Source organism: Silanimonas sp. (assembly GCF_027531545.1).
GTDB lineage: Bacteria > Pseudomonadota > Gammaproteobacteria > Xanthomonadales > Xanthomonadaceae > Silanimonas.
In genome coordinates, this window is sequence record NZ_JAPZSC010000002.1 from 223,173 (window position 1) to 240,967 (window position 17,795).

Consider the following 17,795-nt stretch of genomic DNA (forward strand, 5'->3'; position numbering starts at 1 on the left):
GCATGAGCGACGTGCAAACCCTCACCACCACCGCGTTGGCCGACATCGCCGCCGCGACGACGCTGGAGGCGCTCGAGGCGCTTCGCGTCGCGCTGTTCGGCAAGTCGGGCAGCATCACCGCGCAGCTGAAGGCTTTGGGCGCCTTGCCGCCGGACGAGCGCAAGGCCGTCGGCGAAGGCATCAACAAGGCGCGAGACGCCATTGGCGAGGCGCTCGCCGCCCGCAAGGCCGTGCTGGAGCAGGCCGCGCTTGATGCGCGCCTCGCATCGGAGCGCATCGACGTGACGCTGCCGGGACGCGACGGCGAGATGGGCGTGGTGCACCCTGTTTCGCGGACCATCGAGCGACTCACCGGCATCCTGCGCGGCCTCGGTTACGACCTCGCCGATGGCCCCGAGATCGAGGACGACTGGCACAACTTCGAGGCGCTGAATTTCCCGCCGCACCATCCGGCGCGCGCCATGCACGACACCTTCTACTTCGGCGACGGCCGCCTGCTGCGCACGCACACCTCGCCGGTGCAGGTGCGCGCGATGAAGGGCCAGACGCCGCCGCTGCGCGTGATCGCTGCCGGCAAGGTCTACCGCAGCGACAGCGACCAGACGCACACCCCGATGTTTCACCAGATCGAGGGTTTCGTCGTCGGCGAAAACGTCAGCTTCGCCGAGCTGAAGGGCACGCTGAAGGCGCTGGTTCGCGCGTTCTTCGAGCGCGACTTCGAGATGCGCTTCCGCCCGAGCTACTTCCCGTTCACCGAGCCCTCGGCCGAGGTCGACATCGCCTGGCAGCAGCCGGACGGCAGCACGCGTTGGCTGGAGGTGCTGGGCTGCGGCATGGTGCATCCGAACGTGCTGCGCAGCTGCGGCATCGACCCCGAGAAATGCACCGGCTTCGCGTTTGGCCTCGGCGTCGAGCGCTTCGCCATGCTGCGCTACGGCGTCAACGACCTGCGCAGCTTCTTCGACAACGACGTCCGCTTCCTGGGGCAGTTCGCATGAAGTTCAACGAAAGCTGGCTGCGCGAGCACGTGGCCGTCGAGGCCGACCGCGACGCGCTGTGCGCGGCCCTCACCGCCATCGGCCTGGAAGTGGAAGGCGTCGAGCCGATCGGCGGCGAGCTGCCGGGCGTCATCGTCGCGGAGATCGTCGAGGCCGTCCGCCATCCGGAGGCCGACCGCCTGCAGGTGTGCAAGGTCGCCATCGGCAACGGCGAGCATGTGCAGATCGTCTGTGGCGCGCCGAATGCACGCGCGGGCCTGAAGGCGCCGCTGGCGACCGTCGGCGCGGTGCTGCCGGGTGGCCTCAACATCAAGGCGGCGAAGCTCCGCGGCGTCGAGAGCTTCGGCATGCTGTGTTCGGCCAAGGAACTGGGCATCGATCCGGATGCCTCCGGCTTGCTCGAACTGCCGGCCGACGCACCCGTGGGCACGGCGCTCAGCGCCTACCTCGGCCTGCCGGACGCGCGCATCGAGCTGAAGCTCACGCCGAACCGCGCCGACTGCTTTTCGATCCGTGGCATCGCCTTCGACGTGGCCGCTGCGCTCGGCGCGCAGGTGCGTCCGTTCGACGCCGCGCCGGTCGCCGCGACCGCGACGGCCACGCTGCCTGTCGAACTCCATGCCGGTGCCGATGCCCCGCGCTATTGCGGCCGCGTGATCGAAGGCCTGAACCCGAACGCGACGTCGCCGTCGTGGCTGACCGAGAAGCTGAAGCGCTGCGGCCTGCGCCCGATCAGCCCGCTGGTCGACATCACCAACCTCGTGATGCTCGAGCTCGGCCAGCCGATGCACGCCTTCGATGCCGACACGCTGAAAGGCCCGATCGGCGTGCGTCATGGCCGCGCCGGTGAGGCGGTGAAACTGCTCGACGAGCGCGAGGCGGCGATCGACGCCGGCTTCCTCGTGATCACCGACGCCGACCGGCCGGTGGCGCTGGCGGGCGTGATGGGCGGTTTCGACACCCGCGTGACCGACGCCACGACCCGCGTCTTCCTCGAATCGGCGCACTTCGCGCCTTCGGCGATCATCGGTCGTGCCCGCAAGCTCGGCCTGCACACGGATGCCTCGCACCGCTTCGAGCGTGGCGTCGATCCGGCGCTGCCGCGCGTGGCGCTGGAGTACGCGACCAAGCTCGTGATGGACATCATGGGCGGCAGCGCCGGCCCCGTGGTCGAGGCCGTCCGCGAAGCCGACCTGCCGGTGCGCGTGCCTGTCGCGCTGCGCCGCGATCGCCTCGCGCGCGTGCTCGGCCAGCGCATTGATGACGCCGAAGTGGCGCGCATCTTCGTGGCGCTGGGCATGGGCGTCGAAGCGACGGCCGACGGTTGGCGCATCACGCCGCCGGCCCGCCGCTTCGACATCGCCATCGAAGAAGACCTGGTCGAGGAAGTGGCCCGCATCCACGGCTACGACGCCGTGCCCGCGGCGCTGCCGGCCGGCGAGATCCCGCTGGCCGACCACACCGAGACGCGTGCGCCGGAGGCCTTCCTGCGCCGCCAGCTCGCCGCGCGTGGTTTCCATGAGGCGATCAACTTCGCCTTCGTCGACGCGGCGCTGCTGCAGCGCTGGGGCCTCGAGGCCGGTGCCATCGCGCTGCTGAACCCGCTGGCCTCCGACCTCGGCACCATGCGCACCGGCTTGCTGCCGGGGCTCGTCGAGGCGATCCGCCGCAACCTCACCCGCCAGCAGGCCCGCGTCCGCCTGTTCGAGATCGGTCGCGTGTTCCATGCCCCGGCCATCGCCGGTGCTGCTCCGGTCGAAACCCGCCGTATCGCGTTCGCGGCCGTCGGCGCCGCGAAGCCGGAGCAGTGGAGCAGCGCGGCCCGTCCGGTCGACTTCTACGACCTCAAGGGCGACCTCGAGGCCCTCGCCGGGCCGGCCGCCGACGCGCTGGCTTTCGCGCCGGCCGCGGGCACGCCGTGGCTGCACCCCGGTCGCAGCGCCGCGGTGACGCTGGATGGCGTGGCTCTCGGGTTCGTCGGCCACCTGCATCCGGCCCTGGCCAAGGCCCTCGACCTCGATGGCGAAGTGGTCGTGGCGGAGCTGGATCTGGGCCGCCTCGAAGCCCGCGCCGTGCCGAAGGCCGGCGAGCTGTCGCGATTCCCCTCCGTCCGGCGCGACCTGGCCGTGCTGGTGTCCGAGGATCGGCCTTGGGCCGACCTCGAGGCCAGCCTCCGTCAGTCGCTCGGTGGCTTGCTGCGGGAGGTGAAAGTCTTCGACCGTTATGCCGGCAAGGGCCTCGAAACGGGGGTCAAAAGCCTCGCTATGGGATTGATTCTGCAGGATGTTTCCCGCACTCTCACCGACTCGGACGTCGATAAGGCGGTCCAGGCCGCGTTGGCGGCTCTGGAACGTGACTGTGGCGCCCGCCTGCGATGACCTGAGGGGGCGACGTGGCACTGACCAAGGCCGAAATGGCGGAGCGACTGTTCGAGGACGTGGGCCTCAACAAGCGTGAGGCCAAGGAGTTCGTCGACGCATTCTTCGACGTCCTTCGGCTGTCGCTTGAGCAGGGCAAGCAGGTGAAGCTGTCCGGTTTCGGTAATTTCGACCTACGCCGCAAGAACGAGCGGCCGGGTCGCAACCCGAAGACCGGTGAGGAAATCCCGATTCTTGCGCGGACGGTCGTGACGTTCCGCCCGGGCCAGAAGCTGAAGGAGCGCGTGGACGCCTATGCTGGACCCGGGAAGTAATCGCGAGCTGCCGCCGATCCCGGCGAAGCGCTACTTCACCATCGGTGAAGTGGCGGAGCTCTGCGACGTCAAGCCGCACGTGCTGCGTTATTGGGAAACCGAATTCCCGACGCTGAAGCCGGTGAAGCGCCGCGGCAACCGCCGCTACTACCAGCGTGCCGACGTGCTGGTGATCCGCCAGATCCGCGGCCTGCTGTACGAAGAGGGTTACACCATCGGTGGCGCGCGCCTGCGCATCGACACCGAGAAGCAGGCACCGGCGGCCGCTGCGAAGGCCAAGGCTGCCACCGTGGCCGCCTCCGCGGGCATCGATGTGGCGCTTCTTCGCCAGGTGCGCGAAGAGCTCGAATCGGTGCTCGCGCTGCTGCGTTCGTGAGCGCCGTGCCGGGGATCAGTCGACCCCGGCGGAGCCAGTCGGTATACTGCGCGGCCTCGCTGCTTGGCAGCGAATGATTTTCCGGTCGGGGCGTAGCGCAGCCTGGTAGCGCATTTGCCTGGGGGGCAAAGGGTCGTGGGTTCGAATCCCGCCGTCCCGACCAATTCATTACGCAACTCGTTGAAGCAAAAGAGCCGGCCATCGAGAGATGACCGGCTCTTTTGTTGCGCTGCGTCTTACCGTAGAGCGCTCAGGCTCTAGAGCCTGAACCGCCCTACGTTCTGTGCCAGCCGGCCAGCCTGATCCTCCAGTGAACGGGCGGCGGCGGTGGCTTCCTCCACGAGGGCCGCGTTCTGCTGGGTGGCCTCGTCCATGTGGGTCACCGTGGCGCTCAACTGCTCGATGCCTGAGGTCTGCTGGGCCGAGGCTGCACTGATCTCGCCCATGATGTTGGTAACGCGCGTCACCGCCGACAGGATCTCGGCCATGGTGGTGCCGGCGGCGTCGACCAGTCGACTGCCGGTGTCGACGCGTTCAACGGTCTCTGAAATCAGGCTCTTGATCTCACGGGCGGCGGAAGCGGAGCGCTGGGCGAGGGTGCGCACTTCGCTCGCGACCACTGCGAAGCCGCGGCCCTGTTCCCCGGCGCGAGCCGCCTCGACGGCGGCGTTGAGCGCGAGGATATTGGTCTGGAAAGCGATGCCGTCGATAACGCCGATGATGTCCTCGATCTTTCTAGACTGTCCGTGGATCTCGCCCATGGTGTCGACCACTTGGCGTACCACTCGGCTTCCGCGTTCGGCGACATCGCCGGCGCCGATGGCCCACTGGTTCGCGCTGCGTGCGTTTTCGGCGTTGCCGCGTACGGTGGAGGTCAGTTCCTCCATGCTGGCGGCCGTTTCTTCCAGTGCTGCCGCCTGCTGCTCCGTGCGCGACGACAAGTCGGCGTTGCCGGCGGCGATTTCGCTGGCTGCGCTGTCGATGGCCTGCGCAGCCGCTTGGATCTCGCCCAGCATCGCCCGTAGCGCCATGATCGTGCTGTTGATGTCGCCTTGGAGCGCGGCGAATGCGCCTTCGAACTGCCCTTCGACCTTATTGCGCAGATCGCCCTGGGCAAGTGAGCGCATGGATCGACTCACCGTACCGATGTTCTGATCGAGGGTTTCGATCAGGCCATTGACAACGTTGTTCAGCGCAGAGTTGGCACCGTCATGCTGCATGCGTCGGGAGAAGTTTCCGCGCGCAGTCTCCGACATGACGTCGCTGAGCTCGCGCAGGGCGGCATCCGCTGCATCCAGATTGCGGTGGCCGATGTCGCTGTCGAGATAGCCTGAAAGCAGCGAGGCCAGCTTGTCGATGAGGACACGTTCCTCGGCCAAGAAAGGGCCTTCGTCAAGTTCAGGGAGCTCGCAGGTGTAGGCCAGTTCAATGCTGCCTTCGATGCCATCCATCGTCCTGAAGTGGGCGATCTGGCGCCATGGGGAATCCTTGAACCCGATCGATACGAAGCGGGCTCCCCCATAACGGATGCAGGCGATCGCATGTTCCGGATGCAGCCAGAACTCCGGCAATCTCAGCGCGAGCGCGGCAAGTCTGGCGGCCGGGTCCGGCAGATCCTCGCGGAAACAGAGCTGGATCGCCGTGGCGAAGGCGTCGATCTCCTTGCCACGCTCACGCAGGTCGATCAGCAGTTTGGTGCGCTCATTCAGGGCGGCCTTGAGGCCAGAAGAGAGACCGTCGGAGGCCGTCAGGCGCTTGGCTGCGGCATCGACGGAATGCAGGTCCCTGCTGGTGAGGGCGCTGAGCACGCCCTGCAGCTCGTCCGCCCCGATCGTGCGACGCCGCCACACGTGGAGGGTAAAGCCGGCGAGCAGAGCGAGCGACACTCCCCCGAGCCACGTCGCGCGTTGGACCGGAACGTCGGCGAGTCTGGCAATCGCATGCACGAGGATGGGGTAGAGCAGCCCCACGGCGGCGACGATGGCGAACGCTGCGCCGGGAAAACGCGGATGAAACATCAAGGTGCTCCAGAGCAGGTCAGGTCATGGGGACGGGACTGCCGGTATAGACCTCGTTTCGGCAGATGGAGGACCGGCGATCTGGAGGCGTGAAGGGGGTTCCATAAGCACGTATCCGACGTCCCGCGTTTCGCCGAACGAGCGTATCGAAGGCTTGACCATGCGTGCTGTGACGTTGCGCAACGAAAGCTGACGAGCGAGGGGGCGTCATGCTGGCGCCTTCGATGGCACGGCAGCGGCGCATCCACGCGGTCGTGCAGGTGCAGTTCGCGGCCGCCAATGCCGGAGGGCCGGGGCCCTCCGGCGTGATGGATCAGCTGTCGAACAGCGCGGCGTCCAGCGCCAGCAGCGAGGCCGGGCCCGCCTCGATGCCGGCCTTGTGCAGGCGGGTGCGCGGCAGCAGGCGCTGGAAGTAGAACCGCGCCGTCTCACGCTTCGCCGTCTTGAAGTCGGCCGGGTAGTCGCCGGCTTCGGCGACGGCCACGCTCTTTGCCCACCAGTAGGCGAGGGCGACGTAGCCCGAGTAGAACAGGTAGTCGACCGAGGCCGCACCGATCTCTTCCGGATTGCCGGCGGCCTTGCGGCCCACCGCCATCGTCGTGTCGGCGTACTCCTTGGCCAGCGTGGCCAGCGGGCCGATGAACTCGGCGACGGCGGCGTTGCCGATGTTCTGTTCGCAGAACTGCTGGATCATGCCGAGGAACTGCTTCAGGCCCACGCCCTGCTGCTGCATGACCTTGCGGCCGAGCAGGTCGAGCGCCTGGATCTGCGTGGTGCCTTCGTAGATCGTCGTGATGCGTGCATCGCGGGCCAGCTGCTCCATGCCCCACTCGGCGACATAGCCGTGGCCGCCGAAGCACTGCAGCGAGTTGTAGGTGCACTCGACCGACCACTCGGTGAGGCAGGCCTTCACGATCGGCGTGAGGAAGCTCAGCAGGTCGTCGGCCTGCTTGCGCTCTGCCTCGTCGCTGGTGCGCTCCATGACGTCGACCAGCGTCGCCGCGTGGTAGGACAGCAGGCGACCGCCCTCGGCCAGCGCCTTGCTGGTGAGCAGCATGCGGCGGATGTCGGCGTGGACGATGATCGGGTCGGCCGGCTTCGAGGGCTCCTTCGCGCCGGAGAGCGCGCGCATCTGCAAGCGGTCGCGGCTGTAGCGCAGGGCGTTCTGGAAGGCGCGATCAATGAGGCCCAAGCCCTGGATGCCGACGGCGAGGCGCGCAGTGTTCATCATGGTGAACATCGCCGCGAGGCCCTTGTTCGGCTGGCCGATGAGGTAACCCTCGGCGCCGTCGAAGTTCATCACGCAGGTGACCGAGCCGTGGATGCCCATCTTGTGTTCGATGGAGCCGCAGCGCGCCGCGTTGCGCTCGCCCACGGTGCCATCGCGCGCGACCTTCATCTTCGGGACGATGAAGAGCGAGATGCCCTTGGTGCCGGCCGGTGCGTCCGGCAAGCGCGCAAGAACGAGGTGCACGATGTTGTCGGTGAAGTCGTGCTCGCCGCCGGTGATGAAGATCTTGGTGCCGGTGATGGCGTACTTGCCGTCGGCGATCGGTTCGGCGCGAGTCTTCAGCAGGCCCAGGTCGGAACCGCAGTGCGGCTCGGTGAGGCACATAGTGCCGGTCCAGCGGCCTTCGACGATCGCCTTCAGGAACACCTCCTGCTGCCACGGCTCGCCGTGGTGCTTGAGCGCTTCCGTCGCGCCGTGCGAGAGCAGGGGGTAGTTGCCCCAGCTCAGGTTGGCGGCGTCGATCATCTCCTTCATGACCACGCCGAAGCTCTCGGGCAGGTCCATGCCGCCGAGCTCGGCGCGCGCGGTGATGCCCGCCCAGCCGCCCTCGACGAACTGCGCGTAGGCCTCCTTGAAGCCGGTCGGGGTCTTTACCGCCCCGGTGGCTTTGTCGAAGGTGCAGCCTTCGCGATCACCGATGCCGTTGAGCGGGGCGAGGACGTTCTCGTTGAACTTCGCGGCCTCTTCGAGCGCGGCGTCCATGACGTCGCGCTGGGCGGCCTCGATGCCGAGCTTCGCGTAGAGCGCTTCGGCCTGGATCACGTCGAACAGCGCGAAGCTCATGTCGCGCACGGGGGCTTTGTAGGTGTTCATGCGAAGGAGGTCTGTCGACGATGGGGAGGGGAAAACGGAGGGCAGCAGCCAGCGGGTGCGAGGTTCGATCCCAGCAGGTAAGGCTTGCTCAGCGAAGCACGCCGTCGAGGCCGGGGGCGCGGCTCAGCGCGCTGCTGTAGTCGATGGGGTAGGCACGGCCGTTCGGTTCCACGGTGATCGTGCCGTGGAGGCGATAGCGCAGCGCCGTGCCGTTGGACAGCGCCGCTTTCGCGCGTTCCAGCGCGGCGGTATCCAGTGTGGTTTCGATGGTGAAGGTTTCCGCGGCCTGAGGCAGCACGGTCAGGCGGGTCTCGCCCTCCAGTCGGGTGGCTTCCTCGCCGGCGAATTCGAGCGTGAGCGCATAGGCCTCCACTTCACTCGGCACGGTGCTGAAGCTCTGCACTCGAAGCTGCACGGTTGCGCGGCCGTCCTGCAGGCGAATCTCCTGCACGCGCGCTTCCGGAGGGAACACGCGCTTCACCGGCCCGCTGGCGCAGGCGGCGAGGAGGAGGGCGATCAGGGCGAGTAGGGCGACTCGAAACACGTGGAGACTCCGGGACACACGAGGCCCGCGGAGCATACCAGTGCGTATGGCCGACGAGGTCGGCCCCGCATCAACCCTTGCCGCCGCCGCGGTTGCGCGTGAAGCCCACGTCGTTGATGACGGTGTTGGTGCTGGCGAGCATGGGCAGGTAGTCGCCGGTGCTGCCGAAATTGCGCACGTTGGGGAAGATCTCGTTGGCGTCGGAGAAGCCGAGCCCGAACCAACGCGCCAGCGCGCTGCCGATCTGCTCGACGGGCGTGGTCGGGATCATGCGGCCGCGGCCGACGTCCTGGGACGAGCCCAGCGCATAGTCCGGCATGGTGCCGTAGATGCGGCGGCCCACGACGTCACCGCCGAGGATCCAGCTGTGGCCACCCCAGCCGTGGTCGGTGCCGTCGCCGTTGTTGTTCAGCGTGCGACCGAAGTCGCTCATCGTGAACGTCGTGACATCGCGCGAGATGCCCAGTTCGATCGTGGCGTTGTAGAACGCGGCAAGGCCTTGGCTGACCGTGGTCAGCAGACGGGGATGGTCGACGGGCTGGCCGTCGTGCGTGTCCCAGCCACCGAGGCCGACGAAAAAGATCTGACGGCGTTGGCCGAGGGCGCCGCGGGCGGCGATCGTGCGGGCGACGGTGCGCAACGTGTCGCCGAAGCGGCCGGTCGGGAACACCGTGGCCAACGCCGGGACGTTGTTGATGGCGTTGAACACCGACTCGCTGAAGTCGATGGCGCGTCGGTTCATCCGGCCATGCTCGCGGACGAAGGCCGAGCTGTCGCGCTGGGCGGCGTCCAGCAGCTGGTTGAAGGCGGTGCGACGCGCGACGCTGCGTGCGTCGGTGGCGGTGCGCAGGCTGGCGTCGATGCGCGAAGGGCCGGCGCTGCCGAGGGTGTACATGCCCGTCTGCGAGCCGGCGAGCCACGCGTTCGCGCCCGACATCGTGAGCCCGATCGGCAGGCCGATGGTCGAGCCGAAGCCTGCAGCCTGCAGGCGGTCGGCGAGGCGTCCGCCCCAGCCGGCCTTCGCCGCCGTTTCGCTGCCCATCGACATCGAGTAGGACTGCTGGTCGACGTGCGAGAAGAGTTCCGGCGGCAGCGGCACGCGGCGGTTCTGGTAGTCCGCCTTCGAGGTCGGCATGACCAGTGGGCCGAGATTGCCGATCAGACCGGCACGGCCGCTTTCGAACAAGGCCCGGAGCTCCGGCATGGCCGGATTCAAGCCCCAGTCGATCCCGCCCGCGCCGGCGGTCGGGGTGATTGGCAGCAGGTTCGCCTGAGGAATCGCCAACGCCGGTCGGGCCGCACTGTACGTGCCATAGGCGGTGGTGCTGCGGGGGACGACCATGTTGAAGCTGTCGTTGCCGCCGAACAGGTAGACGCAGACCAGCGCCTTGTACTTTTCGTCGCCCCGCGTGGCCGCGTGCACCATCTGCAACTGCCCCATCGTGGCCATCGCGGCGGCACTGCCGAGGGCGATTCGGCTCGCGCCGGCGAGGAAACGGCGGCGCTCGTTCGCTTTGTCGATGCGGTCCATGGCTTACCTCTGCGTGGCGAACTGGGAGGACGAAGCGATCAGGAAGATCAGGTCTTCCACGCGGTCGCCACCGCCGTCGTTCATCGGCGTGGCGTAGGTCGACGAAATCAGGATGCTCCGCATGTCGGCCGGCATGCGCCCGCCCATCAGTAGCAGGTTCATGCGGTCGACGAGCTTCTCGGGCGCCACGGCCAGGGCCTTCTCCGCCGACAGGTTGAAGCGGTAGCGCGTCCAGTAGAAGCGGGGATCGTTGGTGGTGGTCGGAATGGTCGTGTCGGCGTTGTCCGTCTGCCACAGTCGACCGTGGAAGTGGTTGATGGAGCTCACCGCCACCGCTTCGTTGAGGATCTGCAGCTCGGGCGCCATGAGGCCGCGTTGGCGCAGTTCGCCCGTCGGCATGAAGTTCGGCCGGTAGAAATTGAACACCGACGGTGATCCCATGATGGACTGCGACATGTCGATGCCGATGCCGCGGTTGCGCAGCAGGCCACGCGTCGTCGCCCCGCCGGTCGTCGCCACGGCCTGCCCTTCCGCGTTGAAGGCACGCAGCACGGCCGAGAAGCGCAGCATCGGTTCCTTGACCTTGCCGTAGCCGTACTGCTGCGCTTGGGCGGCATCGCGGGCTTCCGGGTCCATCAGCACCGCGCGGACCACGGCGCGCATGTCGCCGCGCACGCCGCTGCCGTTGTTGTTGAAGCGCTCGGCCACGCGCCGCACATAGGCCGGCGAGGGGTTGCTGGTGACGAGGCGCTGGATCAGGTGGCGGGCGAGGAACGGCCCGACGTTGGGGTGGTTGAAGAGGTTGTCGAGGGCGATCCTCAGGTCGGCGGCCGCCGTGCCGCCGGCGGGCACCGCGGTGCCGCCAAGGAGGGTCTTTGCGCCCGTGTCGTGGTAGATCTCGCCCTGCGCCGTCCGCCACGTTGTCATGTTGCTGATCAAGCCTGGCAGCTTGACGTCGTCCTCCCAGTTCCACCAGCTCGTGGCGTTGCTGAAGTTCCAGCCGGTGAGGGCGCGCGCAAGGTTGGTGATGCGGGTGTTGTCGTAGGTGGGGATGGTGTTGCCGTTCGTATCCAGCTTCGGCGTGCCATCGATGTTCAGGTCGACGAGGCCGATCGAGAACAGCTGCATCACCTCGCGGGCGAAGTTCTCGTCCGGCTCGGTGTTGGTGCGGGGGTCAGCCTTCTCGTTCTGCAGCATGCCGAGGTAGCGGCCCATCAGCGGATGCAGCGTGACCTCCTCCAGCAGGGTGCGGAAGTTGCCGAGGCCGTGGACGGCAAGGGTGTCGTAGTAGTCGCTGATCGCCTGCTGCGAGTAGCCGACGTTGTCGCTGACCTCGGAGATGACGAAGAACTGGCTCAGGGCGAAGGCCACGCGTTGCCGGAGCTGGTCGTCGCCGCGCACACCGATCTGCCACCAGGTGTCGTGGCGGCTGAGCTGGCAGGCGTAGCTGAACCGGCAGGCCAGGTCATCGGCATTCCCGCCCAGGTGCGGTGCCAGTTCGTTGTGAATGGCCTGGTGGGTGGCGAGGTGGCTCGACGCCGGGCGGTTGAACTGGTCGGTGATCCAAGCATCGGCACCGAGCGAAACGACCCGGTTGATCTCGCTTTCCGTGGGGCCGAAGGTGGCTTGCATCAGCAGGCGCGCCGCGTCGGCCTGGGCCGTCGTGGGAGCTGCGCCCGCGCCGAAGCCGGCGGTCGCCGCGCCGGCAAGCGTCCAGTTCTGGTTGCGGCCTGAATCCAGCGCTTGGCAGCTTCTGAACTGAACAGGTCGGCTGGTGCGGGTGTCGCTGTTGGTGACCTCGACGCAACGGGCGGAAGAGATGCCTCGGATACGGAATGGCAGTCCACCGCCCCGGAGCCGCTCGAGCTGGAAGACCTGCATCGTGTCGCCGCTGGAACATGCGGTCTGGATGAGCGCGAGACCGTCGGTCGCGGTACTGCCATTCGCCGAAAGGCAAAGATTGCTGTGCGTTGCTACGACACTGAAGCGTTGCCTGGCAGCATCGATGACCTGGAACCGGAAGCTCTGCTCCGGACGCCCATTGCAGGTGTTCTGCACGAGCTGCAGGTTGTTCGCCGTCGACGCGCCTGGCACCTCAAGGCACATCCCGCTGTGCTCGACCACGGCGGTGCTGGTGAACGTCGATTGGGCGGCGCTGGGCAGGGCGAAAGCGACAGCAAGACCGATGACGGCAAGCTGTGCCTGACGAAGGGGGCGCATGTCAGCGCTCCGGGCGTTGAAAGGGTGGCCTAGGCTACCCAGTTCCCAGTCTGTCAAACAACGTCAAACGGCCGCCTGTGCGGTGCTTTGGAGGCGGTGGTCACAGTTCCCCTGCGTCGTCTTCCGGAGCACCTCATGCCTTTCCGCGATTCCGCGTGAAGCCGGTGCCGTTCAACTGGGCATTGGTGCTGGCCAGCATGGGCAGGTAGTCGGCACCGGCGCCGAAGTTGGGCAGGTTGGGGAAGATCTCGAGGGCATCGCCGTAGCCGAGGCCCATCCAGCGGGCGAAGGTGGCGCCCAACTGTTCGATCGAGGTGGTAGGCACCATGCGTCCGCGGCCCGCGTCACGCGGGCTGCCCAGCGCGTACTCGTTCATCGTGCCGTAGAAGCGCCCGCCGACGACATCGCCGCCCAGCACCCAGCTGTGGCCGCCCCAGCCGTGGTCGGTGCCGTCGCCGTTGTTGTTGAGGGTGCGGCCGAAATCGCTCATCGTGAAGCTGGTGACCGATGCGGAGATGCCGAGTTCCACGGTAGCCTGGTGGAATGCGCCGAGGGCCTGCGAGACCGTACCGAGCAGGGTCTGGTGATCTTCCAGCATACGGTCGTGGGTGTCCCAGCCGCCGAAGCCGACGAAGAACACCTGCCGCGTCTGGCCGAGTGTGCGCCGGGCGCCGATCACCCGAGCCACCGTGCGCAGTTGCTGCGCGAGGGTGCTCGATGGGAAGGGCGTGGTGATCGTCACGCCGTCGATGGCGGCGTTGACCGACTCGGAGAAATCGCGTGCCGTGCGCGTGGCCTCGGCCGCCGCACGAACCATCACCGGACTCTCTCGCTTGCCCAGATCGAGCAGGGCATTGAAGGCGCCGCGGCGGGTGTCCCAACGCGCGTTGCCGGTGCTGCGCAACGACGCATCAAGCCGTGTCGCGCCGGTCGCCCCTAGGGTGTAGAGCCCGCCCGATGCGCCGTTCTGCCAGGCATTGTTTCCCGACAGAGTGAGCGACAGCGGCAGGCGACCGGACCCGGCCGGGATGCCGAGGCGCTCGGTAAGGCGGTCGGCAAGGCGTCCGCCCCAGCCGGGGGCCGCCGCGACTTCGCTACCGAGGCTCATGGCATGGGCCTGCTGGTCGATGTGCGAGAAAAGCTCGGGCGGCAACGGCACGCTCTGCTGCTGCACGTCGGCGGCGCTGGTCGGCACGATCAGGGGGCCGACATTCGCCAGCAGTGCCGCCTTGCCCTGCTGGAACAGCGCGGCCATCTCGGGCATGGCCGGATGCAGGCCCCAATCCGCGCCGGCGCTGCCGGCCGAGGGTGTGATCGGCAACAGGGTCTCGCGGGCGATGGCGAGGTTCGGCCGCGCCGCGGCATAGCTGGCGTAGTCGCTCGTGTTGCGCGGCACCACCATGTTGTAGCTGTCGTTGCCGCCCAGAAGGAACAGGCAGACGAGGGCGCGATAGTCGTCGGCGCGGCTCGCCGCCTGCACCATCTGCAGGCGCCCGAGCATGGCCATGCCGCAGGCGCTGCCGAGCGCGATGCGGGTCGCGTCGACCATCAGTCGGCGGCGGGCGGGGTCCTCGGGGCGTGACATGCGCATGCATCACCTCTGGATGGCGAACTGCGGGGAGGAAAGGATGAGAAAAAGCGCGTCTTCGGCGCGCTGGCGGCCGCCGTCACCCGTGGGCATGGTGCGCAACGCGTCGATCAGCACGGTCCGCATGGCGGGGCTCATCGTCCCGCCCATCAGCAGCAGGTTCAGCCGGTCGACAAACGCGGCCGGATCGGCCACGGCAAGGGCTTTTTCGGTGCTCAGGTTGAGGCCATGGCTGCCCAGCGTGGCAAGCGGGCCGCCGAGCATCCGGCTGATGCCCGGCGCGTCCCGGTCGGCGTTGAAGGTGGCGTTGTGCAACTGGTTGACCATGTTGAGCGCCGTGTTGTCATTGAGGATCTGGAACTCCGGCGAGAACAGGCCGAGGTCGCGAATCTCGCCGGGACGCCGGTAGTTCGGCCGGTAGAAATTGAAGACCGAGGGCGCCGAAAGGGGCGCCTGGGCCAGCAGGCCGTCGGTGTTGAAGAAGCGGAAGATGCCTTCGACGCGGCCGGCACCGTTCGCCACGGCCACGCCGGGCGAGGCGAAGGCCCGCCACAACGCGGTGAAGCGCAGCAGGGGCTCGCGCAACTTGCCGTAGTTCGGCCCGGCCGCCACCGCTGGGTCGCGTGCTTCCACGTCGAGAAGAACGGCGCGCACCACCGCCGCGAGATCACCGCGCTTGCCTTGCCCGTTGTCGGCGAATACGGCGGCGACCCGGCCGACATAGGCCGGCGACGGGTTGCTGGTCACCAGCCGCTGGATCAGGTGCCGCGCCAGGAAGGGCCCGACGTTCGGGTGGTTGGCCAGGTTGTCGATGGCGCTGTCAAGGTCGGCCGTCGCGGTGCGGCCCGAGGCCAGCACCTGCCCGCGCAGCAGGGTCTTGCTGCCGGTGTCGTGGAAGGCTTCCATCGGTCGCATGGCGTCGATGTAGCCCGGGATGCCGGCGTTGTTGCTGTTGAATTTCCAACGCGTGGCATTGGCGAAGTTCCAGCCGGTGAAGACCCGCGCGAACGCCGTGATCTCGTCGTTGCCATAGGTGGGTCGTGGCGCGCCGAGGGCGTCCGTTTTCACCGTGCCATCGGGGTTCAGTTCCGAGAGACCGATCGAGAAGAGCTGCATGACCTCGCGGGCGAAGTTCTCGTCGGGTTCGGTGTTCTTGGCAGGGTCGGCCTTCTCGTTCTGCAGCATGCCGAGATAGCGCCCCATCGCGGGGTGCAGGCTCACATCACGGAGCAGCGTGCGGAAGTCGCCGAAGGCGTTGACCACCAGCGTGTCGTAGAAATCGGCCGGTGCGTACTGGGTGTAGTTCACGTCGGCATTGAGATCGGAGACCACGAAGAACTGGCTCAATGCGAAGGCCACGCGCTGGCGCAACTGGTCGGGCGCGGTGATCGCGGTGCGCCACCAGACATCGCGCCGGGCGTAGCGGCAGAGGGTCGAGAGCACGCAGGAGGATTCCGGCGTCGGCCCGAGGTTGTACAGGGGAAGCAGGGCCTTGTAATGCGCGTCCAGGGCATCGAGATGCAGGGTGGCCGGTGTAGCGATCTGTTCATCGATCCACGCGCTCGTGCCGATCGACGCTACCCGTTCGATGTCCGACCAGCGTGCGCCAAAACTCGCCTGCGTCAGCAGACGCGACGCGTCGGCTTGTGTCGTCGTGGTGGTGGGTGCGGTCACCAGTGCCTCGGCGAAGAAAGTCCAGTAGTCGTCGCCCAAAGCCGTCATCAGATCGGACATCTCGTGCTCGACACCGGGCACCTCCCGGTAGGTGTGGGCGATGCCGAGGCTGTTGAGAAGGGCATGGAACTCGCGGTTCGCCGGTAGAGTGAAGTCGGCATCGCCCAGCATTTGGCGAATCGGCAGCGGGTTCGGCAGGGCTGTGGCGGCCTTGCTGGCAATCGTGCGCGGGCTGTCGGCGAGGAAAGCCGCCGGGCTACCGCCCCAGATCTGGTCCAGCAGGCGCTGGCGGAGCTCCAGCGGCTGCAGCCCCGGCCCCGGGGCGAGGAAGTCGGCCTGCAATGGGCCTCCACCGAGGATCGACACCGCACCGAAGCGTTGCGGGTGCATGAGGCCGAGACGTGCGGCCCCGTAGCCCCCCATGCTGAAGCCCTCGATGATGCGGCCGCGGCGGTCAGCGAGGGTGCGCAGGTGGCCATCGACCTCCGGAAGCAGGTCGTTGACGATCATCGATGCCACAGGCTGGCGTCCGCCAACCGCGTTGGTGTACATGCCGCAAGGCAGGCCGTTCGGGAAGACTAGGATCAACGGTGGGATGCGGCCGCGCGCGATCGCATCCTTGAAGGCGGCCGACAGGGGGGCGATGGCCGACTGGGGGTTGGGGCCGCAACCGTGCAGCCAGTAAAGCACCGGGAAACGTCGCTGCGGCTCGGCGGCATAGGCGTCGGGCAGGTAGACGTGGTAGCTGACCGGGCCGCCCACGGCCGCGCTCTGGAAAATCCGCTGCGTGACGCCGGGCGCTGACACCGGCGGCGTAACCCATGCGGGGGGCTCGGCGGTCGTCGCCAACGATGCGGCGAGGGGCATCAGCCAGGCCAGGCCGGCCAGCACGGCCATGCCCCAGCGGAATCTGCGATGGCGACCAGGTTCGGTGGGCGGGAGCGAGCGCATGGGGTGCCTGCGGGCTGGGGTGGGGAGGGGCTCTCTCCGAAAACGCAGCACAGCGGACACGGTTGACGCCCCGGCATCCGGTCGTAAACCGCCGGGAAGCGGCGGGCGACTTGAGTGCGAGCCGGTTGGGGGCGCGGCACGGTGGCTTACGGGTTGATGGCCGACGCTTTCCGCTTGCGTCACCCGGGGCCGACCTGTCACGCTGCGCGGCGAGCGCCTTGCCAGAATTCCGTACCGCGTGCAGCCCGCGCCCGTGTCCACCCAGCATGCCCCGCAGATCCTCGAGAGGATGGCAGGGCTTACGTCGATCCGGGACTCCAACCTGCTCGACGTGAGCATGCTGCGCACCTTGTTCCAGTTGCTGGGTCCCCGTCGCGTGGGCCTTTTCCGGCTTGAGAGCAAACTCTGTCGTGAAGGCGCCCTCTGGGCCCAGGACTCGGGTTCGGGTGTGGTGGTGCAGGTGGGTGAAGTGCCCGCGCCCCTGTTGGCGCGTGCCCGGATGGCCAATGGTGCGCGCCTGCGCTGGATGGAGCCTGACGCCGGCGTCAGCAGCCATGTGGCCTTGTTCCCGATCGCCGAGGTGCGCAGCCTCACGACCTATCTCGTCGTCTACCACTCCGACGCCTCGGTGCTCGACGACTCGCGCCTGATCGACGCCTTCCTGCAGTTCTACGGCAACTACTGCAGCCTGCTCGACTACAGCCAGCGCGATCAGTTGACCGGCCTGCTGAACCGCAAGACCTTCGACGAGAAGGTCTTCAAGCTTGTCACCGACGATCCCCACATGCGCATCGTGCAGGAGTTCGACGGCGGCCAGGAGCGCCGTACGGTGCACGCCGAGCACTGGTTGGGCATGGTCGACCTCGACCATTTCAAGCGCATCAACGACAATTTCGGCCATCTCTATGGTGACGAAGTGCTGTTGCTGACCGCGCAGGTGATGCAGCGCTGCTTCCGCGGGGGCTGTCTGAATTTTTGTGTGTGAGGCGGTTTTTGAATCTGCCTTCGTGCTGCTCAGCGCGGCGCGAGGGTGAAGCGGTCTTCGTACAGTATCGCGAACTGGTTCATTGCTGATTTCCATTCCTTGCTTGCGCGCTTC

The 17,795-nt window shown here is 67.5% G+C and carries 12 protein-coding genes and 1 tRNA gene; 6 read left to right on the top strand and 7 right to left on the bottom strand.

What is annotated here, in order from left to right; genetic code table 11:
- Window positions 1-2: 2 nt before the first annotated feature.
- The 5 genes from pheS (at window position 3) to O9280_RS03690 (ending at window position 4,229) form a co-directional block, all read left to right on the top strand.
- Window positions 3-998 carry a phenylalanine--tRNA ligase subunit alpha gene (gene pheS, locus O9280_RS03670; RefSeq protein WP_298338875.1) on the top strand — a complete coding sequence of 332 codons (996 nt, stop codon included), beginning with the start codon at window positions 3-5 and terminating at the stop codon, window positions 996-998.
- Window positions 995-3,376, top strand: coding sequence for a phenylalanine--tRNA ligase subunit beta (pheT, locus tag O9280_RS03675; RefSeq protein ID WP_298338878.1), 2,382 nt, complete (start codon window positions 995-997; stop codon window positions 3,374-3,376). Before pheS ends, pheT begins: the two co-directional genes overlap by 4 nt.
- A gap of 14 nt (window positions 3,377-3,390) precedes the next feature.
- Window positions 3,391-3,690 carry an integration host factor subunit alpha gene (locus O9280_RS03680; protein ID WP_297866961.1) on the top strand — a complete coding sequence of 100 codons (300 nt, stop codon included), beginning with the start codon at window positions 3,391-3,393 and terminating at the stop codon, window positions 3,688-3,690.
- Entirely contained in the window at window positions 3,671-4,066 is a 396-nt protein-coding gene (locus O9280_RS03685) for a MerR family transcriptional regulator (protein WP_298338880.1), read from the top strand. The genes O9280_RS03680 and O9280_RS03685 overlap by 20 nt, the downstream gene beginning before the upstream one ends.
- A gap of 86 nt (window positions 4,067-4,152) precedes the next feature.
- Window positions 4,153-4,229 (top strand) — tRNA-Pro (locus tag O9280_RS03690).
- A 94-nt stretch (window positions 4,230-4,323) separates the two neighbouring features.
- On the opposite strand, the gene O9280_RS03695 is transcribed toward O9280_RS03690, so the two are convergent.
- The 7 genes from O9280_RS03695 to O9280_RS03725 form a co-directional block, all read right to left on the bottom strand.
- Entirely contained in the window at window positions 4,324-6,084 is a 1,761-nt protein-coding gene (locus O9280_RS03695; RefSeq protein ID WP_298338883.1) for a methyl-accepting chemotaxis protein, read from the bottom strand.
- A gap of 313 nt (window positions 6,085-6,397) precedes the next feature.
- Entirely contained in the window at window positions 6,398-8,188 is a 1,791-nt protein-coding gene (locus O9280_RS03700) for an acyl-CoA dehydrogenase C-terminal domain-containing protein (protein ID WP_298338886.1), read from the bottom strand.
- A gap of 88 nt (window positions 8,189-8,276) precedes the next feature.
- The gene (locus O9280_RS03705) at window positions 8,277-8,732 is read right to left on the bottom strand and encodes a hypothetical protein (protein ID WP_298338890.1); all 456 of its coding nucleotides are present in this window, start codon (window positions 8,730-8,732) and stop codon (window positions 8,277-8,279) included.
- 70 nt (window positions 8,733-8,802) lie between these two features.
- The gene (locus O9280_RS03710; RefSeq protein ID WP_298338893.1) at window positions 8,803-10,263 is read right to left on the bottom strand and encodes a DUF1501 domain-containing protein; all 1,461 of its coding nucleotides are present in this window, start codon (window positions 10,261-10,263) and stop codon (window positions 8,803-8,805) included.
- Window positions 10,264-10,266: 3 nt separating this feature from the next.
- On the bottom strand, window positions 10,267-12,483 hold the full coding sequence (locus O9280_RS03715; protein WP_298338895.1) for a DUF1800 family protein: 2,217 nt from the start codon (window positions 12,481-12,483) through the stop codon (window positions 10,267-10,269).
- 133 nt (window positions 12,484-12,616) lie between these two features.
- Window positions 12,617-14,074, bottom strand: a complete 1,458-nt coding sequence (locus tag O9280_RS03720) for a DUF1501 domain-containing protein (RefSeq protein WP_298338898.1) — start codon at window positions 14,072-14,074, stop codon at window positions 12,617-12,619.
- A gap of 3 nt (window positions 14,075-14,077) precedes the next feature.
- Entirely contained in the window at window positions 14,078-17,035 is a 2,958-nt protein-coding gene (locus tag O9280_RS03725; RefSeq protein WP_298338901.1) for a DUF1800 family protein, read from the bottom strand.
- On the opposite strand from O9280_RS03725, the gene O9280_RS03730 reads away from it, so the two are divergent.
- Window positions 17,034-17,681, top strand: a complete 648-nt coding sequence (locus tag O9280_RS03730; protein ID WP_298338936.1) for a GGDEF domain-containing protein — start codon at window positions 17,034-17,036, stop codon at window positions 17,679-17,681. The two genes, O9280_RS03725 and O9280_RS03730, sit on opposite strands and share 2 nt — an antisense overlap.
- Window positions 17,682-17,795 lie beyond the last annotated feature (114 nt).